The organism is Acinetobacter sp. BMW17 (assembly GCF_001592855.1).
Taxonomy (GTDB): domain Bacteria; phylum Pseudomonadota; class Gammaproteobacteria; order Pseudomonadales; family Moraxellaceae; genus Acinetobacter; species Acinetobacter johnsonii.
In genome coordinates this window covers 1-13,134 of record NZ_LSOD01000051.1, presented here as the reverse complement: position 1 = coordinate 13,134, position 13,134 = coordinate 1, and the positions used below count along the sequence as shown (strand labels likewise).

General features: G+C 36.7%; 9 protein-coding genes and 3 pseudogenes. 6 read left to right on the top strand and 6 right to left on the bottom strand.

The window, feature by feature from the left end; all coding sequences use genetic code 11:
* Nucleotides 1-92 precede the first annotated feature (92 nt).
* The 3 genes and pseudogenes from AXW61_RS16810 to AXW61_RS16800 form a co-directional block, all read left to right on the top strand.
* Nucleotides 93-1,001, top strand: a pseudogene (locus AXW61_RS16810) (site-specific integrase); the annotation flags it as partial.
* A complete protein-coding gene (locus tag AXW61_RS16805; RefSeq protein WP_240487485.1) occupies nt 991-3,318 on the top strand; it encodes a hypothetical protein in 2,328 nt (775 codons plus the stop codon). The pseudogene AXW61_RS16810 and the gene AXW61_RS16805, both read left to right, overlap by 11 nt.
* Nucleotides 3,319-3,321: 3 nt before the next feature.
* A complete protein-coding gene (locus AXW61_RS16800; RefSeq protein WP_062035460.1) occupies nt 3,322-3,744 on the top strand; it encodes a hypothetical protein in 423 nt (140 codons plus the stop codon).
* An 8-nt stretch (nt 3,745-3,752) separates the two neighbouring features.
* On the opposite strand, the gene AXW61_RS16795 is transcribed toward AXW61_RS16800, so the two are convergent.
* Nucleotides 3,753-3,959, bottom strand: a complete 207-nt coding sequence (locus AXW61_RS16795) for a helix-turn-helix transcriptional regulator (protein WP_062035458.1) — start codon at nt 3,957-3,959, stop codon at nt 3,753-3,755.
* A gap of 95 nt (nt 3,960-4,054) precedes the next feature.
* Between AXW61_RS16795 and AXW61_RS16790 the strand changes: the two genes are divergently transcribed.
* Together AXW61_RS16790 and AXW61_RS17865 are read left to right on the top strand one after the other, a co-directional pair.
* On the top strand, nt 4,055-4,543 hold the full coding sequence (locus AXW61_RS16790; protein WP_062035456.1) for a hypothetical protein: 489 nt from the start codon (nt 4,055-4,057) through the stop codon (nt 4,541-4,543).
* A gap of 44 nt (nt 4,544-4,587) precedes the next feature.
* Nucleotides 4,588-4,735, top strand: a pseudogene (locus tag AXW61_RS17865) (IS481 family transposase); the annotation flags it as partial.
* 288 nt (nt 4,736-5,023) lie between these two features.
* Here the strand turns inward: AXW61_RS17865 and AXW61_RS16785 are convergent.
* Both AXW61_RS16785 and AXW61_RS16780 read right to left on the bottom strand, forming a co-directional pair.
* Nucleotides 5,024-6,349: a type II toxin-antitoxin system HipA family toxin gene (locus tag AXW61_RS16785; protein WP_062035455.1), complete on the bottom strand. Its 1,326-nt coding sequence runs from the start codon at nt 6,347-6,349 to the stop codon at nt 5,024-5,026.
* Nucleotides 6,343-6,708 carry a helix-turn-helix transcriptional regulator gene (locus tag AXW61_RS16780; RefSeq protein WP_062035453.1) on the bottom strand — a complete coding sequence of 122 codons (366 nt, stop codon included), beginning with the start codon at nt 6,706-6,708 and terminating at the stop codon, nt 6,343-6,345. Before AXW61_RS16780 ends, AXW61_RS16785 begins: the two co-directional genes overlap by 7 nt.
* A 609-nt stretch (nt 6,709-7,317) precedes the next feature.
* Here AXW61_RS16780 and AXW61_RS16770 point away from each other — a divergent pair.
* Nucleotides 7,318-8,473: pseudogene (locus tag AXW61_RS16770) on the top strand (IS3 family transposase).
* Nucleotides 8,474-8,608: 135 nt separating this feature from the next.
* On the opposite strand, the gene AXW61_RS16765 reads toward AXW61_RS16770, so the two are convergent.
* The 3 genes from AXW61_RS16765 to AXW61_RS16755 are packed head-to-tail and all read right to left on the bottom strand — an operon-like array spanning nt 8,609 to nt 13,006.
* Nucleotides 8,609-9,322, bottom strand: coding sequence for a SprT family zinc-dependent metalloprotease (locus AXW61_RS16765; protein WP_062035449.1), 714 nt, complete (start codon nt 9,320-9,322; stop codon nt 8,609-8,611).
* A complete protein-coding gene (locus tag AXW61_RS16760; RefSeq protein ID WP_062035447.1) occupies nt 9,322-12,414 on the bottom strand; it encodes a type I restriction endonuclease subunit R in 3,093 nt (1,030 codons plus the stop codon). Before AXW61_RS16760 ends, AXW61_RS16765 begins: the two co-directional genes overlap by 1 nt.
* Nucleotides 12,407-13,006, bottom strand: a complete 600-nt coding sequence (locus tag AXW61_RS16755) for an HNH endonuclease family protein (protein ID WP_062035445.1) — start codon at nt 13,004-13,006, stop codon at nt 12,407-12,409. The genes AXW61_RS16760 and AXW61_RS16755 overlap by 8 nt, the downstream gene beginning before the upstream one ends.
* Nucleotides 13,007-13,134: the final 128 nt, after the last annotated feature.

Sequence of the window (13,134 nt, the reverse complement as noted above, 5' to 3'; positions counted from 1 at the left end):
ACATGTTGAGCAGTCCAAAATGACCGCTATATTAACCAAGGGGGTCAGTTTTTAAATGCCGTTAGGGGGTTATTTTTACACTGCCGCTAACACTAGGTTTGGTTTATGTATCAGGACTTAGACCCGTTCAATTGGCTAAGCTATCTGTTAGCGATTTAAAGCAGGATACTATCCGTAAAAGTGATAATTTTTGTCGTTATAGCATCCTTATTCCTTATGCAAAGCAAGCTCGTTATGTTCATGAAAAAATCACTATTAAGTTACCTGAAGAAGTTGCTGAAATTGTTATAGCTTACATCAAAAGATATAACCTCAATGATAATCAAAAGTTATTTGATATGGGCGACAAAGCCTCTCTGTTTTGCCAACAAGCGATTAATAAACAATTATTTGATTTTTCTCCGAAGCAATATAAAGAAGCAGTTCTATCTGGTGAGATGATTCAACAGAAATATTCTTGCTTAGATTTTAGACATCATGTTGGTTACAGCCTCGCAATAAGTGGAGCTACTGCAGAAGAAATTGCTTATATTTTAGGGCACTCATCGGTAGTAACAGCTAGACATTATATTTTTTCTACACCTGAAATGGCACAAATTAGAGCTAAGGCATTAGGAAGAAACTCTTTATATCAACAAATGATTGCCATGCTATTAACTGGTCGACTGGTCTATACCAAAGATTGGTCCCGCAAAAAAGTTTTAGGCAACATAGGGGCAGAAATTTACTACGATATTGGTGGTTGCTCCTATAAAGATAATTGTCTATTTCAACCTGTGAGGAATTGCTATGGCTGCATGTATTTCCACCCTTTTATCGATGCTGATCATGGAAAAGTTCTTCATAGTATCCAAAACGAAATCAATTCGTTGATTAAATTATCTGATGGGATTGGTCTATCTAGGAATCCAGTCATTAAGATTCATGAAACTACAAAGTTTGAAATTGAATCAGTGATATTACGCTGTAATGCTTTTAAGGAGTCAGATCGTGATTTCTAAAAATTATCTTGAGTTTATAAGTGAACAAAAAGAATATTTCTTAGAAAATATTCAACCGACGTTTAAAAATACTTGGAATGAATCAATATGGGTTGGAGGCTCTAATGGATCTGGATGGTTAATATCAAGATCAGGAAAAACATATCTAAATTTTGGGGTAATAAAAAGACTAAAAGGAATTGATGATGTTGAGATAGATGAAGAATTTCAAATCTTTATGAAATCTGTAATTGTTTTAAGTTATCGTCAATCCAATAAGAGGGCTTCGCCACAAAAATTGTATGCAGAAATGTTAGTTCTTAAACGTTGGTATAGCGCATTAGTTCAACATACTCAAAATCACCATGCATGTTCATTAACAACCAAGATTTTAAATATCGCTTTTGATTGCTTATTTGAAAACTCAAGTAAAACAAATCTTCCAGACCATGCGGGAAGTTTCATACGTATACAAAAGATGATCAATCATTATGGTTTTACAGAGTCACAGCTTGAATTTGTACATGATTTAAAGTACATCAATAAGAAAAATAGGACCCCAAATGCAAAAAAAACGAAAGCTTTAATTGAACAACTAGAGCTAGATGAAGATGATGTTGAAAGTGATAAATTGGTCTCAGTTCAAACTTTTATTAATATTGTTGCTCTTAGTCGTTTATGCCAAACAACCAGTGAAAAAATAGCACTTAATTTTCTATTATTATTGATCATTACGGGCTTTCGTTCAACTGAAGCTATATTATTAAAAAGAAATGCGCTAATAAAAAAGAAAATTATAGATCCCATTACACAAGAACACTTGAGTTTAGATGGTGTTCAGCAATATTCCATAGGAATTCGATATCATGGTGCTAAAGGTGCTGGAGAACGTATTCACTGGCTAGAGCCTACTGCTGGTAAATTAGCAGAAATAATTTTCGAGTCAGTAGAACAACTGACTAAAGAATATCGTGCACAAATTCAATATATAAAATCCAAGAAAATTATTGATTTTCTTCCATTAGAAATAGATGAAATTTCAGGAGATACAGTTGTTTTAGAAGATTTGATCGATACTATATTTAGAATGAGAAATATTAATGAATATAAACATAGAACTAATTATCGATCAATCCTATTGCCCTCAATCAAAAAAATCCAGGTTCACAAAATTGTCAAGCGTGGTAATAAGTTGGAAAATCATTATCTAAAGAAAGATATTAGTGATTACATAAAGTCTTTGACGCCCAATTTTAAATCTGATTTACCATTTGTACATATTCTTAATGGAAATGAATTTAACGAGGAAATTTTATACGAGGATTTACTTTTTCTTCATGAATACAAGTCATTGAATCTTAGTAGAAAATTTAGCCATAAATCAAATGTAATTCCATTCACCTGTACTATAATAAATAATTTCTTAGGGGGTGGTCAGAATTTATCAGTCTTTGAGAAGTATTATCTCAAGGAAAATGATACAGAATATTCAAAATTGTCTACACATATTCCAAGGCATAATATTAACACGTTTCTTGCTTTATCCGGACTATCTGAGCATCTACAAGCTTTGCTTATGGGGCGAATAGATATTAAGCAAAATCAATACTATCAACATGTAGCAATTAAACATAGAAAAATTGCAGCTACCTTGTTGGACAAGCATGAATTGATACATTTAGACCACAAAGAAAATTATCTGCATTCTAATCCTGTAGAGTCAATTAAGCATGATGGTTATATGTATTTTTCAAAAGACCTAGATTTAGATAGTAATTTAAAAATGAATTTACAATCTTTTGATAATAAACAAGAGATCTCAGAGCACATTAAAAACTCTTTTTTTGAAGATATATTTTCTGATATTGCTGAAGCTTTTAATGAATTAAGTCATTCAGATCTTTCAAAAGCAGACTCCTTAGTCGAAAGACATGCTTACTTACATCCTTTACCATTTGGAGGCTGTATGCGTGATGTTGCCGTACACGATTGCCCAAAACGTATGGCATGTCAGTCAGGTGATAAATGTGGAAATTTCACTATTACGCATAGAAAAGGAGAACTAGACAACTTAGAATCTATGATTAATAGTTTAATCGTGAATTATCATAAAACTCTTTCCATAGTCCAGCATGATAAGTCTTATACCCATATGTTAAGTGAGATAAAAAATAAAATCTCAAATTTAAATGTAATCAAAGAGAGAGCCTTGTCTATACGCAATGACTTAACACCTATTCGTATATTTGATTATATTGATGAAAGTATAAAATTACCTCGTACACTATCTGAATTATTTGCTATCGAACAGCAAAAAATTGAATCAAGTAAGGCTTAGAAAATGTTACGTGGTAAGGAATTGGATCAAGTAATAGAAAATGAACTACAACTTATGTTAGTAGAGGGTTACGATAAATCCCCTATTTCAAATAAATCTGTCCACGATAGACTTGTAGCTAAAAAACATATTTCAGGAGGTTTAAGTACTCTAAGCAACTTGAAACGTAAAAGCTTAATTAGCCGGTATATTGCTGAACAAATTTCGCCCTTAAATCTTAAAACAAAAGATCAACAATTGTTTGTAAACAGAAAAACTAGACAAGCTCTGAGTAATTCAAATAAGGATTTGCAATATCAGGTTGAAACTTTAGAAAAGCAGTTACACAAAAATACAGAATTGCTGATTAGAATCGTCGAAGAAGTAAAAGTAAAGTCTAACGTTGAGATTGAACACATTTTGGCAAGATATTTGTTTAAAAGATAAAATATTGTTTAGGGGAGTAGTTGCTTTACATCCACTTCTAATACCTTAGCTATCATATATAGCTTTTCAACAGTGAGATTCACCTCTCCACGTTCAATGCGTCCCATGTAACTACGATCAATATTACACTGTAAAGCGAGCATCTCTTGCGTTATGTCCTTCTCTACTCTCTTCTTTCGGATAATATTACCTATTTTTGAAGATATTTCTGACATTCTAATTTGTCTGTACAAAAAATAGAAATATCACTATTTGAGGATTATATATCCACGGCTTATAATCCTCTTTTTGATTTAATTTGAATTAATTTATGTTTGATTTCCAGTTACCGCTTGGTGAAGAGTTTTTAGAAATTTTAAATTTTTGCGAAATTGTCGATTGGGAGGCTAAAGACTTTTGGAGTATGCTTGAAACTCCAGGACTTGCTTATCATGAAAGAAAAAAACTGAGAAGTCAGACATATACCAGTCTTCATTTATTAAGAAAGCACGGTTATTTAGCCGTTGAACGTGCAAACTACATGAAGAAATTATTTTTATATAGTCAAACAGAAAAACTCAAAAACATAAAAAAAACATCAGTTAAAGTTGATAAAAAACATATCCTAGTTTCATTAACTGAAGAGTTAGATCTTAAAATAACAGAATTGGCATCACAAATTGAATATGCTGCAGAGCTTCTGGTTTCATTACCTGAACTTGAAAGAGAGATCCTTAATTTTAGAAATTCTTTAGAGCATCAATTGAAAAAACATCAGATTGAAACCAATACTTTACATCAGTTACTTGAGTTCATATAACGATATGATTATTTGTGTGATTCATAGTCATCATTTCAATATAATTGGTATTTACGAACAGAGAAATTCAACAACGACTCGTATGGGTTATTATTTGAAGAGACCAATGGTGCTGGCCTAGTTTGTCGGATATGTGGCAATTTTAGGCCAACGTTACGCAAATGGTTGAAACGATATTCTGAGCAAGGTATTAATAGATTAAGTGGTCATAATAATCATCCAGTAAAATCTCCAAATATTAACACTAGCACAAGTAAGTAATGCAACAGCGACCAAGCACTTGAATGATTATTAAATAAAGGATGTCTTCTTATAAAATTTGAAGGAGCTGGACATAATATCTGTTAATAATAAACTCCTATAATGATTAATAATATGATCATTAATGTATGATTGTAGTAATAATGATAAAATATTTAATCTTTATGGGGTTGAAATCTAATACAATAGAATTCTTGTGCATGAGTTCTATTTTTAAAATTAGAACTTCAGTCTCAAATTTTCGGATACTTCAGCAATTAGTTTTTCAGGAACATTTGAAGCTTTAGCTAGATCCTTCCATCCTGACACAATCTCTATAGTATGATTTAAAACCTCTAGCACATATTTAGGAGTAAATTTTCGGCTTAAAGATTCTACAGAAAGAATATCTTCTAATACATAATCTCTGCGCTTACCATTTAGTGACATCCAATGAGACTCTACCCAGATTGAACCTGGTTTATAACTAAATGCTAAGTCATAAGCAGGTGCCAACTCCCATTTCTGATCTCGAAGGATAAATGAGAAGTTTTTGGCATGATCATCGTGATTACGTGCCACAATATTGAAGATCATTCGCTTTAATAGTTGTTCAGCTTCAACTGCAGTCATTTTAAGCTCGCGAAGTACAAGAAATAGTTCTTCATAAGAAAATGATCCAGGCATCTTATAATCGACATGAGCCATTGCATTTAAAGTTTGCACATGCAGCTTTTCATTCCCGATTCTGTCATATCTTTGAGTTACGAAATGTTGTCTATCACCTTCATGCAGTAGATAACAAGGCATCATATCAATACCACAGGCAGTAGCCATTTGATAATAGACATATTCCATTGCACCATACCCTAAAGGATCACCAAATGTCTCTTTGTTGGTATTCCTCTCGGTTACACCATCAAATTTCATTAAGTAGTGTGTGTAACCCCTTGGAACATTCGCCTGCCCTGATCTGGCTTTTGTAAAATCCTCATTGAATGCTAAAACTGCTTTAGGTCTCGCTCCACCTGCACTCGTTCCTACGCTTAAGAGTGACAACATCGCTTCCTGGTCATCAGAGCCATCTGATCTTAGTTCGGCATCAAATTCGTTACGTGCCGATAAAACTTCCTGTGCAATAGCTACAAGTTCATCTATTTGAACAGATTCATTTGCATTTAATTCTCCACGAGCTTCAGCAGGTAAAAACTCTAATGCCCCCATACCACGCTTCCCTGTATAACGAAGTCGTTCAATTGGGGTAATGCTATTTGCTGCACGTCCTTTTGAAGCTAGCCAAGTATTTAAGATACGATTACCAAAATCATCTGGAAGCGAATCAGCTAGCATTCCAGGTAATCCTTTGAAAGTTTCAGGATTTAAAGCATTAAAGTTATATATGTAATTTTCCCGCAAAGGCATCGTTAAAGGCGATAACTCTATACCAGCACTAACAAATTCTGGCATATATATAAACGCGCTTTGACCTGTCGTGGGATCAAAACTTAAAGCTCCAACATCTAATTCTTTGTATACAACTTTAATTACATCAACTTTATCTACCATCCTAAATCTTCTTCTCTTCTATTTGTCTTGTCAATTTTCTTGTTCGATACTGTTTTGTTGTGTGAACCAGATGCTCTCTTTCTCATCCGACCTCTTAGCTTCAATAATTCTATAGGCGATATCTGTTGCGGTGGCATTAAGTGGTCTAATTGATCAGTGCTTTCCAAAGCAATTAAAACAGCCATCAAATCCTGAATATTACCTCGCCCTTGTTCTAAATTTTTTATAGTGTAGCGACTCACGCCTGCCGATAAGCCGACTTCTTCTTGAGTAAGATCTAAATTAAGTCGTGCTTGTTTTAGTCGATCACCTAATTCACGCCCCATCGCTTCTGGTGTTTTCAATGCTCCAAATTTCATCGCTTCACCATTTCAGAATTTTCCTAATATGAGTTTACTTTATCATTTTTAATATTTAATGTCATTAGGATGATAAAAATTATCATTAGTTCTAAAATTAACTTTATATGATTAAATATTTAGTCATTATGAATGTTAGTTATAAACTGATGTTACGCACTCGATTGAAAAAGTCTTATAATTAGTAGCATGAATAAAAATTTATTAGACCTTAATTTATGAGTTTATCAACCCAAAATATTCAAAAAATAGGGTCTTAGTTTATCTATTTAACCCTATTCTTGCTCTCATCTTAATATGCCATTTTTCGACTATTAAAGTCGTGAGCTGTCAACAAAAATTCACTCTCTGCAACACCCACTATGCCACCTTTATATCTAAACTTTTCAGCGATTCGAAGTTTACGCTCTAAATCACCAATTGATTATTTAATCATTTTGAAATTGAGCAGCCAACAATCCCCTTTCGATTTCACGAAAGCTTATGAAATTTTCTTAACGAATAACTTTTTAGTGTAAAATGAACCAACATCAATATAAAAACAATGAATAGCCACCGATTTTGTAGACACCTTTTAGTTAGATAAAATGGCTAATTAACGAGGTGCTTATGAGCAGTAAACGATACCCTGAAGAATTCAAAATTGAAGCAGTAAAACAAGTCACTGAGAAAGGTCATAGTGTGGCTGAAGTTGCTACACGTTTAGGAACCACTACACATAGTCTGTATGCTTGGATCAAACGTTATGATCCACAGCAGCCCAAGACAACAGAATCTAGTGATCCAACTACAGAATTAGCGAAATTAAAAAAAGAGCTGCAAAGGGTCACTGAAGAAAGGGACATATTAAAGTGAAAGCACTGCTTTCACGCCGCTTCGCAAGCCAGTCCAAATGAGTTACGCCTTTATTCGGGACAACCAACATATATGGTCTGTTCGTCGTTTATGTTCAACGTTAGATGTTCATCACAGTGGTTATTACGCCTGGTTAAAGAAACCTACCAGTATAACTGCGAGGAAGCGGCAACAGCTTTCAGGATTAATTAAACAGTTCTGGTTGGAATCTGGCGGAGTCTACGGTTATCGCAAGATTCATTGTGATTTGAAAGACGTTGGCGAAAGTTGCGGTATCAATCGAGTACATCGACTCATGAAGGCGAATGGTCTCAAGTCACAGCGTGGCTATCGCAAACCTAGAGCTAATGTTAGTACTCCATCGATTGTGGCTCGAAATACTTTAGACAGACAGTTTAACCCCACCCAGCCCAACCAGTTGTGGGTGACTGACATCACTTATATTCGCACTCATGAAGGATGGCTGTATCTTGCAGTAGTAATCGACCTATTCTCACGGCTAGTCGTTGGCTGGTCTATGAAGTCGAGAATCACAACAGATCTGGTTTTAGATGCTCTACTGATGGCTTTGTGGCGAAGAAGCCCAAAGAACAAAGTCCTGATTCATTCTGATCAAGGTAGCCAATACACCAGTCATGAATGGCAGACATTTCTCAAGCATCACAACCTTGAAAGCAGTATGAGCCGGCGTGGAAACTGCCATGATAATGCTGTTGCTGAGAGCTTCTTTCAGCTGTTAAAGCGAGAGAGGATCAAGAAGAAAATCTATGTGACAAGAACTGAAGCAAGGTCGGATATCTTTGAATATATAGAGATGTTCTATAACTCAAAACGCAGACATGGTTCCAATGGTCAGCGTTCTCCATTAGATTATGAAAAGGCCCATCAAAAGATGGTTATGTGTGTCTAGAATTTTGGTGGCTATTCAATTCAGGTTCTAGATGAAAATTTTAATTCTTTGGAAAAAATTTTCGAAGAAGTCTGATCAAAATACAATTTGTATTTTCATGCCCTTATTGAATATCAAAACTCTTATGTTTAATCATCAATAAGATAAATCATGTCCTAATGGCAAACTATTCAACAAAGCCTTTCGCTCACGCCATTGAGGAAGAAACTGATCCATATACATCACAAAACGCTCATTGTGGTGACGCTCGATCAAATGTGCCAACTCATGGACAAGAATAAACTCCAAGCATTCAACTGGTTTTTTGGCCAGCTCTAAATTAATCCAGATTCGTTTTGAAGATGGATTGGAACTTCCCCAACGGGTTTTCATTTTTCGGATTCCGATAAAATCAGGAGTAACTCCTATTCTTGGCATCAATGATGAATAAAGTTGATTAAGTCTTTCCTGCAATTGCTGACGATAGAAGGCTTCTATAAGCTTATTCTTGTTTTGCATGGATGTTCCAGATCGAACATACATGTCGAGCCTATTTGTATTTCCTAATTCAACTTTATGCTGCCCACTCGTCTGAATGATATTCAGTCTATATTTTCGCCCCCAAACATAATGGCACTCGCCATTTACCATTTCTCTCGCAGATTGTCGAGATTGGTTGATGAATGCGGATCGCTGCTTCTTAATCCATGGAATACGACTAATCACCGCCATTCGGATCGCAGTGTCAGTCATTGTTAAAGGTGCAGAGACACGTACACAGCCTTCTGGTGGCAAAACACTAAGATGCAGGTTTTTAATAGCCTTACGGTGAAGCTGGATTTCCAGCTCCCCAATTTGAAGCAATACCACTATTGATATTCCCTCTGAGCCATCGCCAGCTCCATTACCTTCTGGATATCAATGTCGTATCCTTGAGTCTCTTGACGCACAGCATTAGCGATTTCACGCTCTTTAAAACGATCCCCGACCCACTCCGCTTTTTTGGTATAACGAATCGCAGTGTCAATCTTAATGGCCAAGACTTCATCTTTACCAAAGTTATCAAAGATTGCTCGTTTAGCGCCGGTATCTATTGAAGATGGATAATTCGATCCCCCCTGATCAGGATAAATGACCTTACGAGCCAAATTTCGAATCTGTTCAAGGTATTCCTGGTACTCAATGGCTTTTTGTCGGCGAAATTCAATCAACTCATCCAACAATACCGACATATGTTCGTAGTATTTCGGGTTGACCGGATTCTCATCAATAATGGTTTTGCGTACATTATTTTCGATGGTTTCAGCCATGGCTTCAGGATTTCTTCGGATATCTTCCGGTAACTTGTCGATGCCATCGTTACCCTTTTCGACAATCAGCTCAATCAGGCCAATATCTTCAAAATCCATCAGCACTTCGCTGTCATCGGCACGGATATACATATCCAACAAATGCCGCATTGCAGGCTCAAAACGCTTCAGCTCAACCAAATCACCACTGGCCAATTTCACCTCATCCCGAACCTTCTCATAATGAGCAACCTCATCACGGACTTTTTCAATATCTTCCACGGAATAGCCAGCATCTGGCATTTCATTGGCAATATTGGCAAAAGCACGTAGCAATTTGGCGACATTTTGATAAAGAGTCAGACGTAGTGATTCTTTTTCACTAAGCTCATCCTGATTACTACCCGATTCGCCACAGAAGTAATGAATATAATCTTGGCTGTTACGTGGAAATTTCACAGGTTCACATAATGCTCTGACCATTTCTAATGCATTGTCTAAATCCAGTCTCGCCTGTTCTAAGCGATCCTTCAGTAACCCAGCAACGTCTTCCTTATCATAGCCATCAAAAGCCCCCTGAGTGTAATCAGAGATTGCTTTATCGATGGATCTGAATAAATCTTTATAGTCGACAATATAGCCATACTCTTTATCATCGCCATCAAGGCGATTTACACGACAAATCGCCTGAAACAGGTTATGGTCGGCCATCTGCTTATCAATATACAAATAGGTAGCCGATGGTGCGTCAAACCCTGTTAAAAGTTTATCCACCACAATCAACAAACGCATTTGTCCTGGCTCTTTGATAAAGCAGTTTTTAACTTCTTTTTCAAACTCTTCGACCCGACTCGCTGCCTGCTCTTCAGGTTGCTCGAAGTAGTCTGCTAGCATCCTACGGTAAATGTCGTACTTAAACAGCTTCTCTGTCAGTCCCTCGCCCGTTTCTTCGCCTTTGATACTCGCTGCTGTTGGCTGAAAACTGGTAACAATCGCGACTTTGCCTGCCAGATCAGTCTGACTAAACATTTCATAGGCCTTACATGCTTGATAGACGCTAGAGCACACCAACATAGCATTACCATAACCATCCATCAAACGTGGCTTGGTATCCATATCGAGTAAAATGTCGTTCACGATCTGCTGTAACCGGGATTTGCTGGAAAGCACCTTTTGCATGGTGCCCCACTTCTGTTTAAGCTGGATCTTGGCAAGCCGTGATAGCCCCCTTGTCTTTGCTTCAAACCACTCATCTACTTTTTTCTGTGAAGTAATATTCTGGTCAATATCCCTTGCTTCATAGCGCAGATCCAAGACCACGCCATCAGCAACGGCTTCATCAAATTTATAGGTATGAATATAAGAGCCAAACACCTCAATAGATTTCTTCTTATCCTTTTTCATCAAAGGCGTACCAGTAAAACCAACAAACATGGCTTCTGGTAAAATCGACTTCATTGCCTCATGTAGTTTTCCAGATTGTGTACGGTGACATTCATCAACAAACACAAACAAATCGCCCTTTGCTTTAAAATCTTTAGGCAATGACTGCTTTAACTCTTCAATAAACTCATCAGTTGCAGCATCATTTTCCGAATCAGACTGGCGACCAAATTTATGCACCAAAGAGCAAATCAACCACGGATTGGACATGTTTAAGGTTGAGACTAAATCCGCACCACTTTTCGTCCGGTAGATCTCTTCTTCTACGCCAGTGAAGACCTTTTCAATCTGTTCATCCAATTCAGTACGATCTGTCACAATCAGAACACGACTGTCTCTTACATTCTCACGTATCCATTTGGCTAACCACACCATCGTCAGGCTTTTGCCTGATCCCTGCGTATGCCAAATGATTCCACCTTCGCGTTTCGCCACATGACGTTTTGCAGCTTCAATGCCAAAGAACTGGTTATGACGGCAGGTTTTCTTAATACCCGCATCAAACACAATAAAGTCATGGATAATTTGTAAAAAACGCTGCTTGTTACAAATACGACTTAAATGAAAATCTAGTCGATGACTATAAGGATTACTAACCTCTTCTTTCCACTCTAAAAAATATTTTTCAGCAGTTTCTATCATGCCATAGCGAAGTCCTTGGGTATCATTCCCAGCCATTACTAACTGCATAGTCGTAAAGAAATTACGGATGAAATCTTTCTTCTGATTATCCAGATTCTGACGGATACCTTCAGACACTGAAACAGAGGAACGCTTCAGCTCAAGTACTCCTAAAGCGATGCCATTCACGTAGAGCACGATATCGGGACGTTTCTTATTCTCCCCCTTAATCGATACCTCTTCAGCAATCGCAAAATCATTTTCTTCTGGATTGTTCCAATCAATCAGCCATACGGTTTGATTAAGTTCACCTGCACCCTCTTTATCTTTCACACCATAGCGCAGTAAACGATAAACATCTTTGTTGGCATAATAGAGTTTCTTCCCTTCACCTAATGCGGCAGCTGCATCTAACTGACGAATCGCACGGTTGATGAGTGCATCACTCACTCCACGTTTTTTTAGCCAAGTGGTCAGGATATCAATCTCAATATTTTTATTGTTCTCTCGATCCTGCCAGTCCCCTAAATAGCGATAGCCAAGTTCTTTCTGAAAAAACTGCACAATACGATTTTGTGTAATGCGCTCGCGCTGACCTACATTACTCATTGTTATTTCCTTTTTCACTGTCCATTATTAATAAGGTCAGCATTTCTTCTTCATGTTGCTCTATTTGAGCTCCCCCCCAGGTACCATCTTTCTCAAGTAACCGGATCATGCGATACAGCTTAAGGGTATCAATCTTTTTGTCTGCAATCGAAACCGTAAAGTGTTCACGCTTGGCATTTGGCTGGTAATTACTTAACCGTGAATTTTTACTATGACTAATCAAACATAAATTACCAAAGCGATCTAAATATTCTCTCGGAAGGTAGATATGACCATCCATAGGGTGCTGAGGATAAAAATGCTCAACAGAACTACGGAACGTAAATTCAAACTGTTTAATCACTTCATCTGGTTGTTCTGAGCGCAACTGATCGCACCAGATTAAATAATCCAGGTAGTTGAATACAAAATTGTTTTCAATATTTCCGAAACTTAATTTTGAAGAATCAATTTCGCTAGGAATCACTACTTCATTATGATCAGCATATATCATCTTAAAGTAGTCTGCCCCGTCTCCTGATTTCAAGAAACGAGAGAATACAAACTGTCTGGCCAGTTTCTCCAATGCTGCTAAATACTCATTCGCATTCACATGATCTTGCCGATATAGATAGTACAAAGCCCCATTGGCACTGTTGCAAATAGAGATTTGAGTCGATGATGTTCCCTTTAAAAAGTACTTAGAGACCGAAAACCCTGTTGATTAGACACACTTCACCC